The sequence below is a fragment of the Methanohalophilus portucalensis genome, from assembly GCF_002761295.1.
GTDB lineage: Archaea > Halobacteriota > Methanosarcinia > Methanosarcinales > Methanosarcinaceae > Methanohalophilus > Methanohalophilus portucalensis.
This window is the reverse complement of record NZ_CP017881.1, coordinates 1,494,014-1,518,571: the sequence shown is the minus strand read 5'-3', so window position 1 is coordinate 1,518,571 and position 24,558 is coordinate 1,494,014. Positions and strand designations below refer to the sequence as shown.

The following is a 24,558-nucleotide window of genomic DNA, read 5'->3' as shown; positions in this document are numbered from 1 at the left end:
TAACTATCTAATACATAAACAAAAATACGGAGACTTACCCCATGCTTTATAAAAAAATTAAAGACCTCACCAATGGTGAATTGGATAGTCTTATAGAAAGGGCATCAGACCTGATGGCTGTAAGGGATGCAGTTGAAATAATCCTTGAGGATGTAAAAAAGGATGGGGATAATGCCCTGCGTCATTATACTGAAAAATTTGACAAAGCCCGAATTGGTGCTATCGAAGTAAATGAAGACGAAATTAATGAAGCAATGACAAAAATAGATCCATCTTTGCTGAAACATCTGGATAAAGCTGCATCTAACATCAGGAAATTCCATGAAGCACAATTACCCCGGGACAAATGGTTTGTAGAAATTTCCCCGGGAGTTAAAGCCGGTCAGAAAACAGTACCCTTAAGATCCGTAGGTGCATATGTGCCCGGAGGAAGAGCATCATACCCTTCAACAGCCCTTATGACAATAATCCCGGCCAAAGTTGCAGGAGTGAAGGACGTAGCCATGTGTACTCCTCCCGGGCCCGATGGAAATGTGAATCCCCTGACACTTGCAGCTGCAAAGGTCGCTGGTGCTGACAGGATATACAGACTAGGGGGCGTGCAGGCTGTCGCAGCTCTTGCCTATGGAACTGAAAGCGTTAAACCCGTAGACAAGATTGTGGGGCCGGGAAATGTATTTGTGACTACGGCAAAGATGCTTATCCGCACACATGCAGAGATAGATTTCCCGGCAGGGCCCAGTGAGATCCTGATAATTGCAGATGAAACTGCAGACCCGGATTTTATCGCATCTGACATGCTGGCACAGGCCGAACATGACCCCAATGCAATCTGTGTATTAACCACTACCTCTGAGGAAATTGCAGCGAATACGCAACAACGCTTAGGGGAACTTGCAGATACTACACCCAGGTCAGAAATAGTGAAAGAAGCCCTTCAAAATGCGGCCATCCTTATAGGTACTTCCCTTGATGAGTGTATTGAATTATCCAATCGTTTCGGACCCGAACATCTTGAGATAGTGACAGCAGATGATGATACAGTCCTGGACAGGATTGATAGTGCCGGATCGATTTTCATGGGAAAATATGCTCCCGTTTCAACCGGTGACTATGCTTCAGGAACAAATCATGTTCTCCCTACAGCCGGATATACAAGACTCTACTCAGGATTAAACATCAATCATTTCCTGAAATATTCCACAATACAGCAGCTGGACAGGAAAGGCTTGCAATCCCTGAGTGATACAATAATCACACTTGCAGAAGAAGAAGGGTTGTACGCTCATGCTGATGCCGTAAGGTTGCGTTTGAAGAAAAATGAATGATCCTCTCACTCGATAATTATTTAAGAGGTCAGACTTAATAATAATTTATTGAGTTGTACATCGAGCTTGATATCAGGAGTGGAATCATGAAAATCAGAGTTGTCAGCAAAAGGAAAGAAATTGAAACACTCGATGAAGGGGAAAGAGTGATTCATCTGGCTTTCCGTCCGTCCAATAAGGACATATTTGATCTCGTTAAAAGATGTAAGAATGTGGAAGTGATCCAGATACCTTCATCTTACAGGAAAACTGTATCAAAATCCATTGAGATGTTCCTTGAGATGGAAGGAATCAGACTTATAGAAGGAGATGTGTGGGGACACCGGAAAGACATAAATGAATATTACAGTATCTCACCTTCTGTTAATGAAAGGATAAAGGAATTGAAATCTGAGGGCATGTCAGACGAAGAAGTTGCCAGAAAGATAGAAAGAGAGGGAAAACTCAACAAGGACATTTTATTATATATACTCGATAATCAATGAGTATATTTTTCACTTTTTTTCCCTCCAATTCCTATCCGGTACATATAACCTTTTTAACCAATCAAATCCTTATTTCCTCAAACACGTCAATAGAGGATTAATATCATGAATAGCGGATACGGGAAAGTATATCTTGTTGGGTCCGGCCCCGGAGATCCGGAACTGCTCACAATAAAAGCAAGAAAGTTGATAGACAAAGCAGAGGTCATCGTCTATGACCAGTTGCCAGGAGAAGCAATCCTGCAGAGCATGCCTGAAGCGGCAGAAAAAATTGATGCAGGAAAATATGCAGGCAACCATAAACTAACCCAGACAGAAATCAACGATCTGATAGTGAAAAAGGCAGAAGAAGGAACAAGTGTCGTTCGATTAAAGGGAGGGGACCCCTATATGTTCGGCAGGGGCGGCGAAGAGGCTGAAAAACTTGTGCAGGCAGGAATCGATTTTGAGGTTGTACCAGGTATCACCTCTGCAATTGCAGTACCTGCTTATGCCGGAATCCCTGTAACCCACAGGGACCATGCATCGATGGTTACATTCATCACCGGCCATGAAGACCCGACCAAAAAGGAAACCGGCCTTGATTGGGAAAACCTGGCCCGATTCCCCGGGACCCTGGTCATTTTTATGGGGGTGAAAAGGCTGGAGCAGAACATGAACGCACTGAAAAAATATGGCAAGCCCCCGACAACTCCGGTAGCAATTATCGAAAAAGGAACCCGACCCGATCAGAGGATCACCACAGGAAATATTGAGAACATAGCAGAAAAAGCAAAGGAAGCCGATGTAAAGGCCCCTGCAATAACAGTTGTGGGTGATGTGGTTTCCGTACATGATATCCTGGGTATGCAAAAGGTCTTATGGGGATAATATGGATAAAAAAAAGAATACCATAGCAATAATGAGGCCTCGCAATTACCTTGCAAAATCCCGTGAGATGGCACAATCCATGGGATATGAGGTGTTCGAGGCACCAATGATCGAACTCACTGATATGAAAGACGACATGTTCGATACATTCACAGACCATGTACTTTCTGGAAAAAGCGATTATGTGATATTTACCAGTGCCAATGGTATCGACTATACCCTGGACAAGGTAGATGACAGGAATGAATTCATCAATGCCCTGAACAGGACAAAAGTAATAGCCATAGGCCCAAATACCAAAAAAAGACTGGAAGAACTTGATATTGGAGTTCTTGGTGTACCAGGAGTCTACAGCTCAGAAGGATTGGTTGAATATCTGTGTCCTGATGTTAAAGGAAAGATAGTGGATACCGCACGCAGTGCCTATGGTTCAATCCTGCTTATAGAAGGACTTGAAAAGTGTGGTGCATCAGTTCTGGAAACACAGGTATATACACTCGTGCGTCCCGAAGGAAACAAGCAGAGGGAACTTATCAAAAGAGCGGCAGCAGGGGATATTGCTATTTTTGCCTTCACAAGTTCCATGATGGTACGCAATTTTTTCAGCCTGGCAGAAGAAATGGGAAAAACCGATAAGATAAAGGAAGTAATGAAAAAGTCTATAGTGGCTGCAATTGGCACTCCTACGGCAAATACCATCCAGGAATATGGTGTGGAAACAACTATAAAACCCTGCAAGTACACCTTCGATGAAATGCTAAAGACCATTAAAGAAGAATACTTTGACTAAAGAAGGTTTAGAAATGATCGGTATTTCAAAGCTTTATTGCGGAACTGTTGAGCCATCGGATGCCCTGAGATATGGAAGACACTCCTCCAGGTTGCCTTCCCACCTACTCCAGTTCTCAAAGGACAAGAAGCCTGTTGTAGTATGGAATATAACCCGCAAATGTAACCTCAAATGCATTCACTGTTATGCCCAGGCAGACGATAAGGATTTTGAGGGAGAACTATCCACAGAAGAAGGAAAAAGACTCATCGATGACCTGGCAGAATTCAAAACGCCTGTCATACTTTTTTCCGGAGGGGAACCTCTTGTAAGGAAAGACCTGCCTGAATTGGCCGAGTATGCAGTCTCAAAAGGCCTAAGAGCAGTAATTTCCACAAATGGTACACTAATAGATATGGACATGGCAAAAAAACTAAAGGAAATCGGCCTGTCCTATGTTGGAATATCCATTGACGGCACAGAAGAGACAAATGACAGGTTCCGGGGACAACAGGGGGCTTTCAAAAAAGCACTTGAAGGTGTCCACAACTGCATGAAAGCAGGAATCAAGGTTGGCCTGCGTTTTACAATTAATAAGAGTAATTTCCGGGAAATCCCTGCAATATTCGACCTGCTGGAAGAAGAAGGAATTCCACGTATTTGTTTCTATCATCTGGTGTATGCAGGCAGAGGCAGCGACCTCATAAAACAGGACCTGGCACATGAAGAAAGCCGGGAAACCGTAGATTTGATTATGGATCGTACAAAACAGCTTTATGAAAAGGGAATTAAACCAGAGGTACTCACCGTGGACAATCATTGTGATGCCCCCTACCTCTACATGAAATTAAAGGACGAAGAACCCGAACGTGCAACCGAGGTCCTCGATCTTATGAAAATGAACGGAGGTAATTCCACCGGTGTAGGAATTGGTTGTGTTTCCTGGGATGGAACAGTCCACCCCGATCAGTTCTGGCGCCACTATAATATCGGGAATATCAGGGAAAGACCTTTCAGCGAGATATGGACAGATCTCAGCGACAGTTTACTTGCAGGCCTGAAAGATCGCAAACCACTATTAAAAGAACATGCAAAAAGATGTGGCCAGTGCAAGTGGCTGGATATCTGTAACGGAAATTTCCGTGTACGTGCAGAAGCTGTTTATGGCAATGTCTGGGCAGATGACCCGGCATGTTATCTTACAGATGAAGAGATCGGGCTGGAATAATTATTTTTTGCGGTATTGATACCCAGATAATGGTAGGGCGTACAGTGCCTTGTCATTGCCGTAAATAGTCCGGCCAAAGCCACGAGTGCAACCAGCCAGTTCCATGGATAAGTTTCTACCAGGTCCATTGCCAGGGCAATCGTTGCCACCGAACCTATAAGAGCTCTTAGGAAAAGGTCAAATCCGCCAACATTTTCCTCGAGCAATATATCTTTGAAAGTCATAGGCTACCTATAAAGGAAAGCAGGACTATGCCTGCTTACTTCTTATCCTTTTTAAAGCAAATGAACCAGTCGAGACAATACTTATCGTCTTCTTTGGTCTCGACCCTCTCCTTTGCCATACCACATGAACCAGGTGGTGGAATGATCACGTCATCACCGGGTTGCCAGTTTGCCGGAGTGGCAATCTGTTCGGCATCGGATTTCTGCATGGCAATAACAAGTCTCTTGACTTCATCCATGTTCCGTCCGTTACTGAGTGGGTAGTAGAGGATTGCACGCACCTTGTTCTTCGGGTCGATAATGAATACTGCACGTACGGCCTGAGTATCCGATGCACCCGGTTGGACCATACCGAATTTCTTCGCCACTTCCATCTTGATATCCGCAATTACAGGGAAATTGACCTCTACATCTTTCATACCCTTGTATTCGATTTTCTCTTTAATGGTACGAAGCCAGGCAATATGTGCATGGATACCGTCAATGGAAAGTCCGATGAGTTCGGTATTCAATTCCCTGAATTCATCCTCCATTGTAGCAAAGGTCATGAATTCGGTAGTACATACCGGTGTAAAATCTGCCGGATGGCTGAACAGGACTACCCATTTGCCTTTGTAATCTTTAGGGAAGTTTATTTCTCCCTGTGTAGTTGTTGCTTTAAAACTCGGTGCTTCATCGCCTATAAGAGGCATTTTTGTTGATTCTGTTTCTTCCATAATTAATCCCCACTTATTTCAAAATTCCAATTTATCCATCTGCTTTAATACCTGCCTGCTGAAATCAGTGAAATTCTGAATACCACCTGTCCAGGCAGCGATCATCATACAATCCGTGATCTCAGTACGGGTTGCCCCAAATTTCTTGAGTCTTTCAAGAATTTTCACTGCACTTTCACTGTTATTATTGGAACAGGCAATGGAAAAGACAAGAAGGTGTTTCTCCTTCATGGAGAGCCCATCTTCCCTGTCTTCCCAAACAGCAGTATAAAAGGACGCAAGAGCTTCAGAGAAGTCTTCATTTATGTCCTGGGCATACCTTATGGACCTTGGAAGGAAACCCTTGATTTCTTTTACATCATCTGCATTTGTGCCCATGAATTTACCAATCCTCAGAGTTCGATAAGGTTCTGCCACAGGCCATGCACATTGCAGTAGGACATAGCGAAAACAGCCTTGAAGTCGGCAACATTTAATTTAAACCTTGCAAGAGGGTCGGTAAAAGAGGGGCCAAACTCTGCACGTCCAAGGTCCACTACCTGCCCGTTCTCTTTCACACCATACAACTCAAGCCATACAATATGATGCTCAATCGTATTGGGATGGGCAACTTCCTTTCCCACATGGACTGTCACAAGGTCTTCCACATCTGAACCATGGGATTTGCCGATTGAAATATCGGGTACATGTTTCTCTTTGCCTTCCGATACTTTTCCTTTAATTAATTCTTCAATATCCATATCAAATCCTCCTTTAACTGATTATTGTCCTTCCTGTGCAGGCGGGGTAAAGGCCCTTGCCCCGAGTTCCTTGTCAATCATGAACAGACCGTTGCCTTCTTCACCGGCAAGTTGGAGTTTGCTGATTATCTCATTATCATTTCCTTCTTCCTCAACCTGTTCGGTGACAAACCACTGCAGGAATATGTTTGTTGCATAATCCTTCTCTTCATTTGCAAGAGTGACCAGTTCATTTATTGATCTTGTGATGAACTGCTCATGTTCAAGGGTAGCTTTGAACATCTCAAGAGGAGTGCCAAATTCCATTGGTGGCTGCTCTATTGCCTTAAGCTGTACCTGCGCTCCCTGTTCATTCAAGTAATCATATATGCGCATGGCATGAGTCATTTCTTCCTGATACTGTACCATGAACCAGTTAGAAAAGCCGTCAAGTCCTTTATAAGAACTTGCAGCTGACATTGCCATGTAAAGATAAGCAGAGTACATTTCCCTGTTAATTTGCTCGTTCAGCGCATCGGTCATCTTTTCACTTAACATATTTTCCTCCAAATATCAACTCAAAAAAGACAACGACAGTTAAAACTGCACCCACAAGTTTTCCATCTGTAAAACTCCCGTTATCCATAGAAGAGAAGATCGATAACTATAAATTTTTATCGTTAGACAGTTTTATGTTTATTTATATTATAAAATAACAATAAAAGAAACAGTATATAGCTTCAAAGAATATATAGTAAAAAACAGCTGCAAAAAGCCATACATAACATAACTAAAAAACACAGAACTCAAAAGGATTTACATGCTGCCTCTTGAACAAAAGGTACTGGAACGTATCAAACCTTCATTGGAAGAAAAAGAAAAACTGGAAAAAACTGCCGGTTATCTTATGAGAAGAGCGATCCAGATAGCCAAAAAAGAAAGTATTACCGATGTGAAGGTCCAGCTGGTAGGCTCAGCTGCTCGCAATACATGGATCACCGGCACACATGATCTTGATATATTCATAAGTTATGACCCATCCCTTCCACGGGAAAAACTTGAAGAGTATGGTTTGTTCATAGGCCACGAACTCGCAAAAGAAGGGCAATCCTGGGAGGAAGGTTATGCAGAACACCCCTACACCAAAATGAACTATGCCGGCTTTGATGTAGATATCGTCCCCTGCTACCGTGTAACCGATGCTTCCAGAATAATCTCAGCTGTTGACAGGACGCCTTTTCACAACCGTTTCATAAAAGAGAGGATCAAAGGCCTTGAGGATGACGTGCTTTTACTCAAACAGTTCATGAAAGCCGGAGGAACATATGGCTCAGAACTGAAAACCCGGGGTTTCTCAGGCTATCTTACTGAACTGCTCATAATCCATTATGGCTCTTTCAAAAACGTGCTTGAAGCCGCATCAGTATGGGAGCCGAATCAGAAAATAGAGTTCCTGAAGCCTACAAAGGAATTTAGCGAGCCTCTTCAGGTGGTTGACCCCACAGATGCAGGAAGAAACGTAGCCGCTGCTCTATCACTTGATAAGTTTTGCCTTTTCATTGATCTCTGCCGCCAATACCTCGAAGAGCCAAGGGAATCCTACTTTTCAAGGAAGATTGCAGCCCCGCTATCTGATGGAGAAATAATCCAGAGAATGAATAAAAGAACAAGCTCCATAATTGCGCTGAAGTTCAATACTCCTGAAGTTGTAGAAGATATATTGTATCCCCAGCTTTTCAAAATGCAAAAGTCAGTGGAAGCATTACTTGAAAAACAGGACTTTCAACTCATTAAAAGTGGTATATGGGTAGGCAAGGATGTCGTACTTATCATTGAACTTGAAAATTCCCAGATTGCAACGGTCAAAAAACACAGGGGTCCTCCAGTATGGGTTAAGCAACATGCTGAAATGTTCAGGGAGAAATACACCGACAGAACAGATGTGTTTGCATTCTACATAGAAGACGGGAAATATGTAGCTGAAATCCCACGCAAATATACAACTGCCTCTTCATTACTTGAAAATGAAATTCACAACTGTTCTCTGGGAAAACAGGTTTCAAAGAGCCTTAAAGACGAGTATGAAATCCTGTCCGGGAAAAATATCCTGCAAATAAAGGATACCGACTACCGGACTTTACTCAATGAATTCCTTTAATCCATTCCACTACCCAGTTTCCCTTCAAGCCTGTGCTGATAGAAAAGATACTGTTGTGCATAACCACAGTAATGTCCAAAATAGGATCGTGCCCATTCAGCCATTCTGGGTTTGGTATAAGGTCCTTCAAAACTATCGGAATAATAATTTCTGATGACCTTATCAACATGGGTATCTACGGGAAAAGCTTCCATTTTTCCATAGGAAAAAAGGAGGATACAATCAGCCACCTTATCTCCAATGCCTTCTATATTCATCAATTGCTGTTTGGCCTGAAAATAATCCATATCATACAGCCCGTACAGATCTAACTCCCCTGATTCTATCATCCTGGCAGCTTTGACAAGTCGGCGTGCCCTGAAACCCAGACTGCAGTCACAAAGATCCTCACCACAACAAGCTGCCAGGGCAGATATTTCAGGAAAGGCATAAATTCCATCTACAATTTCTTCCCCCAGCAGCCGGGACAGTTTCTCGATGGATTTCATTATACGGGGAATATTCGAAGCAGTTGCTATCATATAAGATACAAGGCATTCCCAGGGATCCTGCCTAATCAGGCGCAATCCCCTGTATTTTGATATTGCTTCGTGTACATAGGAATCATGATCGATTGAAGAAAATATGTAGGGCAGGTCATCGTCCAGCCTGAAGTATTTTACAAAAAACTCAACAGGGAGACGGGAATCAATGTAAAGAGTCTCCGCCTCCTGTTCATAGAAGGCATGTACATAATCTCCCTGTATCACACCGTGCCACCAGTCATCTTCTTTTGACCAGCGAAATACCTGACCACAATCCAGAGTGTGGTCAAGGTCAAAGCACGAAACCGGTATATTGTACATGATAGTGTTGTTACTGTCTTGTTGTTTCCCTGCCCAGCCTGAATGCCTTCAGGTTGGTATCAATGGTCTTAGGGGGTACCATATTTCTTATACATTCCACCAGAGTTTCTTCTGGGATAGGGAGATAAGAGGAAATTGCCCCGAGCATCACGACATTCAGGGTTTTTATATTCCCGGCCTGTCTGGCAAGGGCTACAGCATCAAAGGCCACAACCCTGTAATCTTTCTCAAGTCTGGTAACTATTTCCTGTGGATCAGGGTAGGTACATTGTCCCGATGTAACGGTAACCGGATAAATCGGAGAGTTATTCATCACAACTATCCCGTCCTTTGCAACATCATGAATGTAGCGCATTGCCTCTACAGGCTCCAGTGCCAGCATACCGTGCGCACTGCCACAGGGTATAAGAGAACCCAGGTCACAACCAAGTCTCACATAGTTCACAACAGAACCACCACGCTGAGCCATGCCGTGGGTTTCTGCTGCCCGGACATCCATCCCTTCAGAAACCGCTGCCTTGCCTATTATATCGGAAACCTTGACAGCACCCTGACCTCCCACACCGGCTATCACAAGATCAAAGTTTGATAAATCGGAAGTCATTTTTTCACCTCCATGATAGCATTGAAAGTGCATATTTCAATACACAATCCACAACCACTGCACATCGAATTTATGGAGGCTTTTTTGGACACCTCATCAAATTCAATTGCAGGACAGCCAAATTTCAAGCATTTCCGGCAACCTTTACAGAGATCTGTATCAACCATGAACGGAGTGTATCTTATACCTTCCCTTGCTGCAGATATAACACAGGCACGTTTGGCTATCACAACTGAAACCCCTTTATAGGCTTTTGCTCTCTCAAGTACATCCTCTGTGGCGGCCATGTCGTAGGGATCAACCACTTCCACGAATTCAGCACCCATTGCACTGCACAATCTATCAAACGCAACCTCCACGGTTGGTTCACGGGTTGCTGTCTTACCCATACCCGGATTGGGCTGGTGACCGGTCATTGCCGTAGTCCTGTTATCAAGTATCAGTACAGTGATATCAGATTTATTGTAGATAGCATTCATTAAACTGTTAATCCCGGTGTGGAAAAAGGTAGAATCACCGATTGTACAGCATATGGGTTTTTTCTCACCGGCATCATAGATTCCCGAAGCAACACTGATACTGGCCCCCATGCAGAGAGTGGTATCCACCGTCCCGTGCTGAATACCGAGAGTATAACAGCCAATGTCACTGGGAAATACCGCATCTTCACCAAATACTTTTTTCATGACATGGAAAGTACCCCTGTGGGAACAACCCGCACACATTGCAGGCGGTCTTACAGGCAGTTCCATATCCTGGTTTGCAGGTTTACATTCACATGAATCAATTCCAAAGGCTTTAGCAATTCCCTCCATGCAAATATCAACATTGAATTCACCTGTACGGGGAAGAAGGCCATCTGCTTTGCCAAAGATTTCAGTTTCAAACTCTACATCTCTTGCAATTACCTTGCACTGATCCTCAATAACAGGTTCAAGTTCCTCTATCACAATTACCTGTTCTGTTTTCGCGAGAAGTTGACGAACACTGTCTTCTGGAATTGGATACGTCCCTATCTTCAAGAAAGAAGCAGTAATACCAAGCCTTTCAAGCGCTTCTTTTGCATAAACCGCAGCTGTTCCACAAGCAATGATACCAACAGTACTTTCTGCTTCTATGGAAAGTTCATTCCAGCCGGAAACTTCAAGCTCGCCGCGAATGTCCTGCTGAATCGAGAGCAGGTGAGGATGTCGTACCCTCGCATTTTTAGGAACCATTACCCAGCGGTCAGGATTCTTTTCAAATTTAATTTCACCTGTCTTCTGACTGACTGGAGCCAGTTCTATATCCGACTTCCCGTGGGATATACGTGTTGTGGAGCGAAAGATTACCGGTATTTCATATTTTTCAGATAATTCAAAGGCATAAGGAATCATGTCCTTGGCCTGCTGGGGGGTTGATGGCTCGAGGCAGGGAATCTGTGAGAACACGGAATACCTGCGGGTATCCTGCTCATTCTGGGAAGAGTGGCAGGAAGGGTCATCGGCCACTATAATAACCATGCCTCCCTTGACACCCATATATGCCAGAGTCATCAGAGGATCAGCAGCTACATTCAGACCTACGTGTTTCATGGTAACCACGGAACGAGCTCCTGCCATAGAGGCACCGGAAGCCACTTCCATTGCAACCTTTTCATTTACGGACCATTCAATATAGAAGTCCCTTTCTTTCATAGAAGCCAGAGTATCCACTATTTCAGAAGAAGGGGTCCCTGGGTAACCGGACACAACGTCCACAGCCCCTTCTACAATACCGCGGGCAATGGCAACGTTGCCTAGCATATATTCACGACCGCTCATGGTAATCGCCTGCTAATTCATAATATACATTATTGATAAATATATCTCGTAATACCATGAGTACTGCTGATTTTTGGCAATATAAAGCAGTTGTTAAAAGCGTTTATATATGCTGTGGTTTATAAACAGTACTGTAAATTAAAAGAGGTATTGGAATGATAGACTTTGCCTGCAAAGAATTCCGTTTAAACGATGTCATCAAATGTGCCCTGAACCTTACAAGAGCCGATATGAAGGTCATCGGGTTATTCTTTGATACTCCGGAAAAATGGGTAAATACCGAAGATATAGCCAATGATACCGGTCTTGACCTTTCAACTGTTCAGAGATCCGTTAAAAAATTACATGAAAAAGAAATCCTTACCAAGTCCCAAACAAACCTGGATCGTGGAGGATACACCTATATCTATAAACTGAAGGAAAAAAACGAAATAAAGGAAATTATTATGCAAATTGTACATAAGTGGGTAAACAAAGTCGATAAAGAATTGGAAGCATGGTAAAAATGATGAAGATTACACGTTATCTGTGGCTGCTTGTCCTGGTAGTCTCATTGGGTGGATTGTGGTATCCTTATCTTGGATATCTGATGGCAGTTGTAATGATCACCCTGTTGGCTACATCTGTATTAAGAGGACGCTGGTTCTGCGGCAACCTATGTCCGCGCGGAAGCCTGTATGATTTCGTACTCAGTAAAGTATCAAGAAAACAGGATATACCTAATATCCTCAAAAGTTTCTGGGTGCGAATCCCTCTCTTGGTACTTATGATGACAGTAATGATATACAGGATATCAGTGATATTTGCCACACAGAATATGTTCGAAAAAATCGGAGTCGTACTAGTGTCAATGTGTATTGTAACAACTACACTGGCAATTATGCTGGGAGGATTTTACAATTCCAGGGCCTGGTGTACGGTATGCCCGATGGGAACTGCACAAAGAATAATCGGAGGAAACCGCTACCAGCTTAAAATGGCACATGAACTTTGTATAGATTGCAAGAAATGCGAAAAAGTTTGCCCTATGGAACTGACGGTCAGGGATATAGGCAATAATCCCGACTGCATAAAATGTGGCCGGTGTGTAGAAGCCTGTCCAAAAGATGCCCTGTACTTTTAAGCAATCAAAACAACAGGCTTTCCAATTCCCGGGGGTCGTTGACCGGAGGAGTGCAGCTTTGTCCCTTGCAGACATAAGCTGTAGTTCTCCCTTCTTTTACATCCATATCAAGTGTATAAGGAGCAATCCTGGCCAGATCTCTGGCAGATTCGGGGTTTTTCAATAACAATATTGTTTTGGGAAGATAATTTTTCCTTACAACATCCATCATTTCCTTAAATCCGATTTTACCAGAATCTGTAACTATTACCACAAGGTTGGACTCTACTCCAAGCATAAGACCGGTTAACATATAACTATAGGCCGGTGGAGAACGCTTCAGCATTCCACCAAAAGCCGACAGGGTTTCCCGGCCTAACTCACGGTAGCGCACATTGCCGGTAATATGGAATAACCAGAAGAGATTGTATACAGCCACTGAATTCCCGCTTGGATAGGGGCCATCAAAGACTTTTTTTGTCCTGTGAGGGATGTCAGATACATCTGATGCAGAGAAGAAAAATCCACCCTGCTCTGCGTCATAGAACATGTCAACCATCATATCCACAATTTCAATTGCTGTGTCCAGATATTTTGTCTCAAATGTAGCTTCATAAAGTTCGATCAAACCCCATGCCAGAAAAGCATAATCATCCAGAAATCCATCAATTCCAGAATTGCCTTCATGGAAACGGTGATAAAGCCTTCCATCATCTCTGCGCATGCAGGAGAAAATAAACGAAGCAGCTTCTTTGGCTTTCTCGAGAGCCGAAATATCCCCGCAAATCCTGGAAGCCATTGAAAGAGCAGCTATTGCAAATCCGTTCCAGTCTGTAAGAATCTTATTATCAAGAGACGGCCTTATCCTTTCACTACGAAGGGATAAAAGGTGTGCTTTTATTTCTTTTAATTTTGCATTTGAAGTTTCATTTATATCATATTCATTCCGGCGCAATACTCCTGCATTTTCAGATTCGCTTTCCAGAGGAATAATATCATAGAAATGCAGGAAAAAATCACTATTCTCTTTCCCAACAGGGTCTTCGATTTGGCCTCTGGACCATAGATAGAATAAACCTTCCTGACCTTCGCTGTCAGCGTCTTCCCCACAATAGAATCCACCTTCTGGATGATGAAGTACTGTCCCCATATAGGAAATTGTTGAATCAGCCACAGCCCTGTAATGCACATTCCCTGTTGCCTGATAAGCCATGAGATAAACAACCACAAGCATTGCCTGGTCATAGAGCATTTTCTCGAAATGGGGAATATTCCAGCTGGCATCTGTAGAATAGCGATGGAAACCTCCACCCAGATGATCGTAAATTCCACCATCTGCCATTGAAGACAGGGTGTTTTCTATCATCTTGAGGGTCTGAGGCCTTTCATCCGTTTTCCAGCGATTGAGCAAAAAGATAAGAATCGAAGGAGAAGGGAATTTAGGAGCCGGGCCAAAACCTCCATTTCTCCAGTCAAACATACCTAAAAGGGCGGAAAAAGCATCCTCCAGAATAGACAGGGATACAGGCTCCTTTCCGGCAGGTATATTATTGATTTCTGAAACCAGCTGAGACGCTTGCTGTCTTATCTCATCCCTTTTATATTCCCAGATATTTGTAACCTGCATCAACAGATCGGATAAGCCCATCTGCCCCATTGCCGCTTCTTTTGGAATATAAGTGGCTGCAAAAAAAGGCTTTTTTTCAGGCGTCATAATTATGGTCAGAGGCCAGCCACCACTTCCGTTCATTGCCTGACAGACTTCCATGTAGAACTCATCGACATCCGGCCTCTCTTCCCTGTCTACTTTTACAGGTATGAAATTGGAATTCAAAAGATTGGCAATTTGTGCATCTTCAAAGGATTCCTCTGCCATTATATGACACCAGTGACATGTTGAATAACCAATGGAAAGAAAGACCGGGAGATTTTTCCTTCTTGCCTGCTCAAAAGCTTCTTCTGACCATGGATACCAATCAACAGGATTTGTGGAATGTTGTCTCAGGTAGGGACTGCTTTCCCGGGCAAGTCTGTTGGTATTGGAACTCATGATTACCCTCAGGAAAAATTCTCAAACACACGGTCCAGCTTTGCGGAATCGTATTGTTTTGCTATAAGTGGCCCGCTTTTCAGTACATCCAGTTTGGACTCGAATGGCTCTGAATCCCGCTTATAGAACACACCTGTGGGAATCCGGTCACCCCATTCAAGAGCTTTCTCAAAGGCTGCCATCCTGTTTGCAGGATCATGCCCATCATCTTCCATTTTGTAAACTCGGTCATGATACCACTTGTATGTATTGAGTTTATTGAAGGTAACACAAGGCTGAAGAACATCCACAAGGGAAAATCCCTTGTGGGAAATCGCCTGTGAGAGCAATGATGAAAGATGATCGACATCACCGGCAAATCCTCGTGCAACGAAGGGACAATCCAGGGAGATAGCAACTGCGAGAGGATTGAAAGGGGTATGTAGAACACCATGCGTCTGCACCTTGGTCTTCATGCCCAATTCACTTGTAGGGGAAGCCTGGCCTTTGGTCAAACCGTATATCTGATTGTCATGTGCTATCAAAGTAATATCGGGATTGCGGCGTATGGCATGTATGAAGTGGTTTCCTCCCTCACCATAGGAGTCACCGTCCCCACCTACAGCAATCACAGTGAGTACAGGATTGGCAACTTTTGCTCCAGTAGCCGGAGGCAGGGTCCTGCCATGAAGGCTGTTGAATGTATTGCATTTCAGGTAATGAGGTAATTTACCCGACTGGCCGATTCCTGATACCATCAAAACTTCGTGGGGCTTTTTACCAAGGTCCACAAGAGAGCGTTTCACAGCCTCAAGTATGTTGAAATTACCACACCCGGGACACCATTCCGTTTCACCGTCTTTATAATCGTCCATTGTTACCATTTCAGATCACCCCCATTCCTTTAAGCTCCCTTATAACCGATTGTGGTGTAAAGGGCAAGCCATCATATCTTAACATCTTTTTGGAAACTTCAAATCCTAATTCAGCCCGCAACAGGCGTGCAAACTGGCCTGTTGCATTATTTTCCACACATATAGTGGTGTTCAGCCCATCCAGTAAACTGACAGTATCATGAGAAAATGGATAAATATCACTAAAATGAATCAAATTTATGGATACTTCATCACGATTCAGGATATCAACTGCCTCTGCAAGAGAACCATAGGTAGATCCCCAGCCTATCAGGGAAATATCTGCTCCGTCTATACCATGAATAACTGGCATCTGCATTTCATCCGTAAGGCCATCTACCTTGCGCAGACGTTTTTCATTCATACGAATGCGGTTACCAGTAGTCTGATCGATACGACCTGCTTCGTTGTGTTCATCACTGTCTGCAACCACCAGTGCACCGTTCTGGCCGGGTATAGCCCTCGGTGATATACCTGATTCGGTAATTGTATATCTCTGGTAGTCACTTCCCACAAACCGGTCTTCCAGAAGATGCCTGTTAATCTTCAGGTCGGATGTAGCAAACCTCTCATAGGTAAAGAGACCATCTGCAAGATGCTGGTCACTCAATATCAGGACCGGTATCTGGTATTTATCAGCTATGTCAAATGCCCGTCTTGTCTGGTTGAAGGCATCTTTTGCCGTACGAGGGGCAAGCACACAACGGGGAAATTCACCCTGTGCCGCGTGGAGCACAAAATTAAGGTCCCCCTGTTCGGTCATTGTGGGAAGGCCTGTAGCAGGCCCGGGACGCTGGCCCAGAAAGATGACAACCGGTGTCTCAGTGATGCCGGAGAGACCCAGTCCTTCTGTCATCAGGCAGAAACCTCCACCTGAGGTAGTAGTCATGGCACGCACCCCTGCAAAGGATGCTCCTATGGCCATATTTATGGCAGCGATCTCATCCTCGGCCTGCTCCACAACAGCATTGAAATCATCTGCATGTGCTGCCACACGGGTCATGACACCAGTTGAAGGGGTCATGGGGTAAGCCGAAAGGAATTGCACTCCTGCAGCAAGGGCACCCACTCCTACACTGTCGTTACCATTTATCAAAATCCGCCTTTTAGTCGGTTGTGGGTTGAGATTATAGTTACAAATCCCTTCAAATTTACCATTTATCACATAATCATAACCTGCTTGTGCTGCCTTTATGTTTTTCTCTACAACCTCATCACCTTTCCTTTTGAAAGTCTCGGAAAGGAACTTTTTAAGTGTTGAAAGATCATAGCAAAGCAGGCCAAATACAGCTCCTACAGCAACGGTATTTGAAAATAATTTTTTATCACTTACATCCTTTGAGATTTCTGTGAAAGGAACAGATACTGTATTCTCACTCACATTGTCCCCGACAATGGATTCATCAGCAAGCACAAAGCCTTCTTTGACCTCTTCAATATGCTCAGGAATTGTCTGGTTGTCAAGGGCCACCAATACATCTATCTTTTCATCCAGTGCATATATAGGGTGATCACTCACCCTTATGTGGAAATAATTGTGTCCGCCCCGCACCCTGGAAAGATAGAACTGATTTCCATAAACATAGAAACCATCCCTTACAAATGTCCTTGAAAGAACCGATCCTATGGTTTGGATGCCCTGACCGGCTTCTCCACCTATTTTTATGTTTATATCGACGATAATGATTCCCCCTAAAATAACACCATTAAGCAAAAAGCCATTGTAATAATGTTGAAACCTGAAATATAAATAATGATGGTTAAAAGAGACTTTCATCTATAGCATGTTCAAATTACACAAAATCAATATCTAAATACCCTATATAGACACGTTTATTCTGAGTTTCCCTAAAGACTTCCATTTAATCTTCTATATATACAATTAAAAGGAACCAGGCTACTAATCATATTAATTATGTTTAAGTAGTCGTGATGAAATATGAATCTATATTTAATTGTAGTAATAATTTCAACAATAATTGTCACCATTCTTTGTACAAAGGTGATTTATGACACATACCGTATACTCAGACCTAAAAATAATGTGACTGATGAAGAATTAGATAGTCGTAAATAAAATCTATTCTGCATTTATAATATGAACAACCAAAGTAAAAAAGCAGAATTGATACCCAGAAAGTAAATAGGTTTTCAAACAGTAAGATTTATGTGCTTTTCCCTGATTGAGTTAAGAAATACTTATACTGCATAAAATACAAACCTCACATAAAGAAAAAAGAAAACGAGGTAACAATATGGAAGAAATCGACCTTTATCTGAATAAAATCAATGATTGCACGATAACTCCTTCTGATATAGATCTGGTTATCAAAATGCTCAAAGAAGATACCAAGAAGGGAAGGATAAAAGCCACCAAGGAAGATATTCAATGGTTTGAAATATACAAGTTTGGTCTGGAAGAACTCGAACTTGAAAAAAGTGGCGAATCTAAGATGCAGGTTGGGGACTGGAGAAATAATCTCAATTACAGCAAGGCCAGATTCTTTGTGGATGAAATGGACGAATTGGGCCTGATTGAAAACGTCTCATGGCATACTCAGGGAGTTGTCATATTTGACATCAAAAATACAGATGTATACAGGATCCATCTCTTTAAGAAAATAAAGAATGCCCTATGTGAACTGTACGGCCTGTAAAAACAGGCATCTCATTTTTAAGGACCTGCCGGGAATCGAACCCGGGTTTTAAGCTCCGGAGGCTAAAGTGATATCCTCTACACTACAGGTCCACCAGATTCGCTTTTATTGATTAGCGATGGATATAAAGTTTATCCTGATAAATAGATGAATTTATATGTTATCTGAATAATAATTATCATACACAATATCTCATATGGAAGATAGAGCAAGAGGGATCATTTTGGGCGAAGTGATGACTAGGGGAGATTGTATTCTAGGAGAGATTGTATTTTCATAACAGAGAGCGAAATGGAAGAACCTGGCGGAGAAAATATAGATTTACTAAAGCAACGTATACTCGATTTGGAAAGAGAAGTCTCAAAAAGAGATGATCTTTTCAACAAATTTGTCAAAAATCAAAACGAAGTCATCTTTTCCATAAATACCAGAGGAGACTTCACATACATTAACCCGGCAATTGAAAGAATGACAGGGTATAAAGTAGAGGAAGTCATCGGCACATCATATACACAATACATTTACCCCGAGGACCTACCCGGCCTACAGAAGGATATAGAAAGAACCATCCAAGGAATCCACAACCCTTACATGTTCCGTATAATTGACAAATGGGATAATATAAAATACGTACACACATCCTCAAAACCTATTTTCGATAAATGCGAACTTGCAGGTATAAGCGGAGTGATGGTCGATATCCAGAAACTCAAGCAGGTTGAGAAAGAACTAAAATCCGAAAAAGACAAGGCCCGGAAATATCTTGATGTCGCCGGAATAATTATCTTTGTAGCAGACAGGAATCTCAAAATAAGTCTGGCTAACAAGAAAGCCTCCGAATGTACCGGGATGAAAAAGGTTGAAATTTACGGCAGGGATCTTATAGAAACCTTTGTTCCCGAAAAGGAAAAAAATCATATCAGGGAAGTATGCAAAAGCCTGCTTGACGGAAAGATAAATGAAGAACACTGTGAATTCAGCCTCTTTGATAACAGGGGAAATCTGAGAAACTACTTATGGAATTTCTCATATTTCTCAGATGAAAATGAAAATATAGATGGTATAATCCTTGCAGGTGAGGACATAACCAACCAGAAAAAAACAGAGGAAACCCTGATAAAAGCAAAACTCCTTGCAGAATCATCCAACCGTACAAAAAGTGAATTCATAGCCAATATGAGTCATGAACTCAGGACCCCATTAAATTCAGTAATTGGATTTACAGATGTTGTTCTCACGGAAAGGTATGGAAATCTTAATGATAAACAGAAAAGATATATGACAAACGTATCAAAAAACGGACGTCACCTGCTTGATCTGATTAATAATCTACTTGATATTTCAAGAATCGAAACCTGCAAGATGGAAATGAAGGTTCAGAAAGTTGAATTTGTGCCCTTCATGAAAGAAATCCGGGAAAAAATCAAAAATATGGAAGCCAAAAGAGGGGCAATTGTCTATTTCACCATCGATAATGAAAAAGATATTATGTATGTAGATACGGATAAAATTGAGGAAATAATTTATAATCTCGTGGATAATGCCTTTAAGTTTACACCAGAAGGAAAAACAATCACTGTCAGATCCGCACTCAGCTCACTTGAGCTTGAGATCGATGTAATCGACACAGGTATTGGCATCAATGAAACTGATATTCACAGGATTTTTGAACCCTTCACACAGGCGGATTCTTCCAGCACCAGAAAGTACCAGGGCACAGGACTTGGACTTGCACTGGTTAAAAAATTCACAGAAATGCACAATGGAAAAGTGGCCGTGAAAAGTCATCCTTCAATGGGAAGTACTTTTATGGTACGAATCCCAAGAAAAGAAATGCGCTGGGAAAGTTAATCATTCCTCAGACGCAGCGTAATAGCACCTTTTAGGGGAACATACTAGTCCTTTTTTCTTAAGTTTGGTTATTGTGTTGCTGACCACTTTCTTATCAATATCTGTAGCCTCGGCAACATCACCAGATCTCATTGGTTTGCCGCTTTCTTTTAATGCATTATAGACCTTACCTTCGGTTTCATCCTTTATTTCTTCTGACATATAAATCACTCAGGATAAGAAGTAAATTTAATAAATATAATTAACGGTGTGAAACTATACATTAACAGAGAAATGACAATTAATTAAAAACAAAAGAAGGAGAGGGAAATCCCCTCAATTCTGAAGAACTATTTCAATATTGATGTCCTTGGGCACCTGAATGCGCATTAGCTGCCTGAGAGCACGCTCATCTGCAGCTATGTCGATCAGGCGTTTGTGAACACGCATTTCCCAGTGATCCCAGGAAGCGGTTCCGTCACCACTTGGGCTTTTGCGTGCTGGTACCACCATTTTTTTGGTGGGCAGCGGGACAGGCCCGGCTATACTTACTCCTGTACGGTCAGCGATGGATTTTACCTGATCGCAGACACCGTCCAGATTTACCGGATCAATTCCCGACAGTCTTATTCTTGCTTTCTGTGCCATTATTCATTTTCCCCCTAAAAAGGGTAAATTGAGTGTTTACTTTTTCTCTTTAACACTCATGCACATACCGGCAGCGATGGTCATACCCATATCACGGATAGCGAACCTTCCGAGCTGTGGGATTTCCTTGACAGGTTCAATGACCATTGGCCTTGTTGGCTTGACTGTTATGATTGCTGCGTCACCAGCCTTGATGAAGGTTGGGTTTTCTTCTTTGACCTGACCGGATTTTGGATCCAGTTTCTTGTCAATGGACATCAGTGTACAGGCAGTCTGGGTTGTGTGGCAGTGGAATACAGGTGTGTAACCGATTGTGACTGCGGATGGATGTTGCAGAACAACAACCTGACCTGTGAATTCATCAGCGACTGTTGGTGGATTCTTGGATTCACCACAGACATCCCCACGCCTGACATCGGCTTTACCGACACCTCTGACGTTCCATCCGATATTGTCACCGGGTCTGGCTTCGTTTGCTTCTTCGTGGTGCATCTCAATTGACTTTACTTCACCGCTTGCTCCACTTGGCATGAAAGTGACCATCTGGCCTTTCTTCATTACACCGGTTTCTACACGACCTACAGGTACTGTACCGATACCGGAAATTGTGTATGCATCCTGTACAGGTACACGGAGAGGCAGATCATCTGGAGCTTCTGGAAGTTGCAGATTGTTCAGGCACTCGAGGATAGTTGGACCGTTGTACCATGGAGTGTTGGAACTGTTCTTAGATATATTGTCACCTTCAAAGGCAGAAGTTGGAATGAATGGGACATCTGCAGCCTTGAAACCAACCATACCCAGAAGTTCGGATACGTCCTTTTTGACCTGGTTGTACTTGTCCTCACTGTAGTCAGTTGCATCCATCTTATTGACAGCGATAATGAGCTGATTGATACCGAGGGTTCTGGAAAGGAAAACGTGTTCCTTTGTCTGTGCCATTACACCGTCTGTTGCTGCTACCACAAGGACTGCGGCATCTGCCTGGGATGCACCGGTGATCATGTTCTTAACGAAGTCACGGTGACCTGGACAATCCACGATTGTAAAGTAGTACTTGTCGGTGTCAAACCTCTTGTGAGCGATATCAATAGTGATACCCCTCTCACGTTCTTCTTTGAGAGAGTCCATCACCCATGCGAAGGCAAAGGATTCTTTTCCTTTCTCTTTTGCTTCTTCTCTGAATTTGTCGATAATGTGCTGTGGGATAGCACCGGTTTCGTACATAAGCCTACCGACAAGAGTGGACTTTCCGTGGTCGATGTGACCGATAACTGCTAAGTTCATATGTGGTTTGTCTGCCATATATCGATTCTCCTTCTAATTTGATGTAATTATAGGGTTTTTTGTCTGTAATAGTCGTTAATAGGTTTAAATCTTTCTAACGACATTATAAAGTAAGAAGGGAATTCCCTTCTCACATACTAAGGAAATCTTCAGGCTGTGGTACGCCTGCCTTGAGACCTTTCCTTTCTCTTATCTCGTTCACAATCTCTGCAACCATATTGGCAGGCAGAGAGTCGAATCCTGCAAATTCAGTACTCCACATGGCACGACCTTCGGTTGCAGAACGTATGTCACCTGCAAAACCGAAAAGCTCTGATACCGGAGCCTTGGATTCGATCACTGTAGTGTCACCTTCAGATGTCATATTCACTATGATTCCACGGCGACCCTGTATTTCTTTGGTTGCGCCGCCCATCTGTTCCTGTGGCACCTGGATAAATACTTTCTGGTACGGTTCGAAGAGAACATCTCCTGCCAGAAGCATTGATGCCTGAATAGCCTGTCTTGATGCAGGAATTACCTGTGCAGGACCACGGTGGACAGCATCTTCGTGAAGTTTGGCATCCATGAGTTTGACTTTTACACCCATGCATGGTTCCCTGGCAAGAGGACCTTCTTTCATAACCTCTGTGAAACCTTCAAGAATCAATTCCATTGTTTCGTTCAGGTACTGAATACCCTTGGTCATGTCAAGGAAGATATTGCTTTCATAAATATCCACAAGGCCTTTGGCCTCTTCCTTGCTCATACCGGCATTCATAAGCAGTTCCCTTCTTTCAAGCTCGGGCATCCTCATGTTGATTTCGCCGTCCTTGATAAGCTTGATGATTTCAGGGTCAAGTGGCTCAATCTCGATATAGAACCTGTTATGCCTGTTAGGGGACTTTCCTTCAACAGGACCTGCATGAGATTTTACAGATTCACGGTAAACAACGATTGGAGGGGTGGTAGTGATTTCTACACCCTTATCACGTTCAATCCTGTGACCTATGACTTCAAGGTGTAACTCACCCATTCCTGCAAGAAGATGCTCACCGGTTTCTTCGTCAAGTTTTATTTGAAGAGTTGGATCCTCTTTAGCTACCTGACGCAAGACCTCTACCAATTTTGGAAGATCCTTCATATGTTTGGCTTCAACAGCCACTGTTACTACAGGTTCACTTGCATGCTGGATGCTTTCAAATGGCATCATATCTTCCAGGGTTGTGACAGTAGAACCTACGATAGCATCTTTGAGACCAGTTACAGCAGCAATGTTGCCTGCGGGAATCTTTTCCACTTCCAACCTTTCAGGACCCATAAACACACCAACCTGCTGGATTCTGTTTTTGACGGTTGTTCCTGAAACGTTAACTTCCATACCCCTTGTTAAGGAGCCACTAAAGAGCCTTCCTGTAGCAACTTCACCTGCATGTGGATCCATTGCAATATCGGTAACCATGAAAGCAATATCTCCATTTGCATCGGCATCTTTCATTGACTTGCCTATTTCAGAAGTCTTATCGCCATGCCAGATGGCACCGACACGTCCTTCCTGTGCCTCGATCGGACTTGGAAGGTGCCTGATTACCATATCGTTGACTGCTTCATGGAGAGGACATTTTTCAGCAAGTGTCTTCATATCTTCATTGCGGCAGTATTCATAAACGTCATTGAAACTTACACCGGTCTTCTGCATCATTGGAACACTGATTGCCCAGTTGTAAAGAGCTGAACCGAATGCAACAGTACCGCCTGCAGCATCGACTTTCCAGCCGGCCTTATAACGTTCCTCATTCATACCTTTGATGAGTTTGTTAACAAGATCAATAAGCTTCCCGAGACGCATCTGCATCTCCTGTCCGCCTTCCTGAAGTTCATTAATCAGGCGATCAACTTTGTTAATGAAAAGTACAGGTCTTACGTGTTCCTTAAGTGCCTGCCTCAGAACAGTCTCAGTCTGTGGCATTGTGCCTTCAACAGCATCTATTACAACAACAGCACCATCCACTGCACGCATGGCACGTGTAACATCGCCACCGAAGTCAACGTGACCCGGGGTGTCTATGAGGTTAATGAGGTATTCATTGTTATCATATTCGTGCACCATTGAAACGTTAGCTGAATCAATGGTAATACCTCTTTCCTGTTCTTCCTCATCAGAGTCCATGAAAAGTTGCCTTCCAGCGAGGTCCTGGGAAATCATCCCTGCACCTGCCAGAAGATTATCTGATAAAGTGGTTTTACCATGATCGATGTGTGCTACAATACCGATATTTCGGATCATATCGGGATTACTCATAAGCGCTTTAACACGCTCTACCATTTTTTTCCTTCGTCCCATAACTACAACCTACGCAGTAA

General features: G+C 43.0%; 25 protein-coding genes and 1 tRNA gene. 10 read left to right on the top strand and 16 right to left on the bottom strand.

The genetic code is table 11. The features are described from left to right. The first annotated feature begins 41 nt into the window (after positions 1–41). The 5 genes from hisD to ahbC all read left to right on the top strand — a co-directional run bounded on the left by hisD (position 42) and on the right by ahbC (position 4,680). Complete coding sequence (gene hisD, locus BKM01_RS07845) at positions 42–1,328, top strand: histidinol dehydrogenase (protein ID WP_072359331.1); 1,287 nt, start codon at positions 42–44, stop codon at positions 1,326–1,328. 86 nt (positions 1,329–1,414) lie between these two features. Further along, positions 1,415–1,813 carry a DUF1699 family protein gene (locus BKM01_RS07840; RefSeq protein ID WP_072359329.1) on the top strand — a complete coding sequence of 133 codons (399 nt, stop codon included), beginning with the start codon at positions 1,415–1,417 and terminating at the stop codon, positions 1,811–1,813. Between the two features lie 105 nt (positions 1,814–1,918). Next, positions 1,919–2,683, top strand: coding sequence for a uroporphyrinogen-III C-methyltransferase (gene cobA, locus BKM01_RS07835; protein WP_072359327.1), 765 nt, complete (start codon positions 1,919–1,921; stop codon positions 2,681–2,683). A 1-nt stretch (position 2,684) separates the two neighbouring features. Then, positions 2,685–3,473, top strand: coding sequence for a uroporphyrinogen-III synthase (locus tag BKM01_RS07830; protein ID WP_072359325.1), 789 nt, complete (start codon positions 2,685–2,687; stop codon positions 3,471–3,473). Between the two features lie 13 nt (positions 3,474–3,486). Then, positions 3,487–4,680 carry a 12,18-didecarboxysiroheme deacetylase gene (gene ahbC, locus BKM01_RS07825; protein WP_072359673.1) on the top strand — a complete coding sequence of 398 codons (1,194 nt, stop codon included), beginning with the start codon at positions 3,487–3,489 and terminating at the stop codon, positions 4,678–4,680. Here ahbC and BKM01_RS07820 read toward each other — a convergent pair. Genes BKM01_RS07820 through BKM01_RS07800 form a run of 5 tightly spaced genes read right to left on the bottom strand, consistent with a single transcriptional unit; the run spans position 4,647 to position 6,897 of the window. Further along, positions 4,647–4,904, bottom strand: coding sequence for a YgaP family membrane protein (locus tag BKM01_RS07820; RefSeq protein WP_072359324.1), 258 nt, complete (start codon positions 4,902–4,904; stop codon positions 4,647–4,649). The genes ahbC and BKM01_RS07820 overlap by 34 nt on opposite strands. Positions 4,905–4,939: 35 nt before the next feature. After that, complete coding sequence (locus BKM01_RS07815) at positions 4,940–5,620, bottom strand: peroxiredoxin (protein ID WP_072359321.1); 681 nt, start codon at positions 5,618–5,620, stop codon at positions 4,940–4,942. An 18-nt stretch (positions 5,621–5,638) separates the two neighbouring features. After that, positions 5,639–5,998, bottom strand: coding sequence for a carboxymuconolactone decarboxylase family protein (locus tag BKM01_RS07810; protein WP_072359319.1), 360 nt, complete (start codon positions 5,996–5,998; stop codon positions 5,639–5,641). 14 nt (positions 5,999–6,012) lie between these two features. Continuing rightward, positions 6,013–6,360 carry a desulfoferrodoxin family protein gene (locus BKM01_RS07805; protein WP_072359317.1) on the bottom strand — a complete coding sequence of 116 codons (348 nt, stop codon included), beginning with the start codon at positions 6,358–6,360 and terminating at the stop codon, positions 6,013–6,015. 21 nt (positions 6,361–6,381) lie between these two features. Next, entirely contained in the window at positions 6,382–6,897 is a 516-nt protein-coding gene (locus BKM01_RS07800) for a ferritin (protein ID WP_072359315.1), read from the bottom strand. Between the two features lie 262 nt (positions 6,898–7,159). Between BKM01_RS07800 and cca the strand changes: the two genes are divergently transcribed. Continuing rightward, positions 7,160–8,497, top strand: coding sequence for a CCA tRNA nucleotidyltransferase (cca, locus tag BKM01_RS07795; protein WP_072359312.1), 1,338 nt, complete (start codon positions 7,160–7,162; stop codon positions 8,495–8,497). Here cca and BKM01_RS07790 read toward each other — a convergent pair. The 3 genes from BKM01_RS07790 to iorA are packed head-to-tail and all read right to left on the bottom strand — an operon-like array spanning position 8,494 to position 11,748. Further along, positions 8,494–9,342, bottom strand: coding sequence for a DNA-3-methyladenine glycosylase family protein (locus tag BKM01_RS07790; RefSeq protein WP_072359310.1), 849 nt, complete (start codon positions 9,340–9,342; stop codon positions 8,494–8,496). The two genes, cca and BKM01_RS07790, sit on opposite strands and share 4 nt — an antisense overlap. A gap of 10 nt (positions 9,343–9,352) precedes the next feature. Then, complete coding sequence (locus BKM01_RS07785) at positions 9,353–9,946, bottom strand: indolepyruvate oxidoreductase subunit beta (RefSeq protein WP_072359308.1); 594 nt, start codon at positions 9,944–9,946, stop codon at positions 9,353–9,355. Further along, positions 9,943–11,748, bottom strand: a complete 1,806-nt coding sequence (gene iorA, locus BKM01_RS07780; RefSeq protein ID WP_072359306.1) for an indolepyruvate ferredoxin oxidoreductase subunit alpha — start codon at positions 11,746–11,748, stop codon at positions 9,943–9,945. The genes BKM01_RS07785 and iorA overlap by 4 nt, the downstream gene beginning before the upstream one ends. A gap of 155 nt (positions 11,749–11,903) precedes the next feature. Between iorA and BKM01_RS07775 the strand changes: the two genes are divergently transcribed. Together BKM01_RS07775 and BKM01_RS07770 are read left to right on the top strand one after the other, a co-directional pair. Further along, a complete protein-coding gene (locus tag BKM01_RS07775) occupies positions 11,904–12,251 on the top strand; it encodes a helix-turn-helix domain-containing protein (protein WP_072359304.1) in 348 nt (115 codons plus the stop codon). A gap of 2 nt (positions 12,252–12,253) precedes the next feature. Continuing rightward, positions 12,254–12,871: a 4Fe-4S binding protein gene (locus tag BKM01_RS07770; RefSeq protein ID WP_072359671.1), complete on the top strand. Its 618-nt coding sequence runs from the start codon at positions 12,254–12,256 to the stop codon at positions 12,869–12,871. 4 nt (positions 12,872–12,875) lie between these two features. Here the strand turns inward: BKM01_RS07770 and BKM01_RS07765 are convergent, their stop codons facing one another. The 3 genes from BKM01_RS07765 to BKM01_RS07755 are packed head-to-tail and all read right to left on the bottom strand — an operon-like array spanning position 12,876 to position 17,507. Then, the gene (locus BKM01_RS07765; RefSeq protein ID WP_072359302.1) at positions 12,876–14,900 is read right to left on the bottom strand and encodes a thioredoxin domain-containing protein; all 2,025 of its coding nucleotides are present in this window, start codon (positions 14,898–14,900) and stop codon (positions 12,876–12,878) included. Positions 14,901–14,908: 8 nt separating this feature from the next. Continuing rightward, positions 14,909–15,763 carry a 2-oxoacid:ferredoxin oxidoreductase subunit beta gene (locus BKM01_RS07760; protein ID WP_072359300.1) on the bottom strand — a complete coding sequence of 285 codons (855 nt, stop codon included), beginning with the start codon at positions 15,761–15,763 and terminating at the stop codon, positions 14,909–14,911. A gap of 1 nt (position 15,764) precedes the next feature. Continuing rightward, entirely contained in the window at positions 15,765–17,507 is a 1,743-nt protein-coding gene (locus BKM01_RS07755) for a 2-oxoacid:acceptor oxidoreductase subunit alpha (RefSeq protein WP_084006272.1), read from the bottom strand. A 541-nt stretch (positions 17,508–18,048) separates the two neighbouring features. Between BKM01_RS07755 and BKM01_RS07750 the strand changes: the two genes are divergently transcribed. After that, a complete protein-coding gene (locus BKM01_RS07750) occupies positions 18,049–18,450 on the top strand; it encodes a hypothetical protein (RefSeq protein WP_072359298.1) in 402 nt (133 codons plus the stop codon). Positions 18,451–18,470: 20 nt separating this feature from the next. On the opposite strand, the gene BKM01_RS07745 is transcribed toward BKM01_RS07750, so the two are convergent. Further along, positions 18,471–18,542 (bottom strand) — tRNA-Arg (locus tag BKM01_RS07745). A gap of 199 nt (positions 18,543–18,741) precedes the next feature. Between BKM01_RS07745 and BKM01_RS07740 the strand changes: the two genes are divergently transcribed. Beyond that, positions 18,742–20,301 (top strand): PAS domain-containing sensor histidine kinase, encoded by a 1,560-nt coding sequence (locus BKM01_RS07740; RefSeq protein ID WP_072359296.1) that lies wholly within the window; start codon positions 18,742–18,744, stop codon positions 20,299–20,301. Here BKM01_RS07740 and BKM01_RS07735 read toward each other — a convergent pair whose 3' ends face one another. From BKM01_RS07735 to BKM01_RS07720, 4 genes are all read right to left on the bottom strand, one after another. After that, positions 20,302–20,502, bottom strand: coding sequence for a winged helix-turn-helix domain-containing protein (locus tag BKM01_RS07735; protein WP_072359294.1), 201 nt, complete (start codon positions 20,500–20,502; stop codon positions 20,302–20,304). It lies immediately after the preceding gene. A gap of 114 nt (positions 20,503–20,616) precedes the next feature. Beyond that, a complete protein-coding gene (gene rpsJ, locus BKM01_RS07730) occupies positions 20,617–20,928 on the bottom strand; it encodes a 30S ribosomal protein S10 (RefSeq protein WP_072359292.1) in 312 nt (103 codons plus the stop codon). Between the two features lie 36 nt (positions 20,929–20,964). Continuing rightward, positions 20,965–22,233, bottom strand: a complete 1,269-nt coding sequence (gene tuf, locus BKM01_RS07725) for a translation elongation factor EF-1 subunit alpha (protein ID WP_072359290.1) — start codon at positions 22,231–22,233, stop codon at positions 20,965–20,967. Between the two features lie 112 nt (positions 22,234–22,345). Continuing rightward, a complete protein-coding gene (locus BKM01_RS07720; RefSeq protein WP_072359288.1) occupies positions 22,346–24,538 on the bottom strand; it encodes an elongation factor EF-2 in 2,193 nt (730 codons plus the stop codon). Positions 24,539–24,558 lie beyond the last annotated feature (20 nt).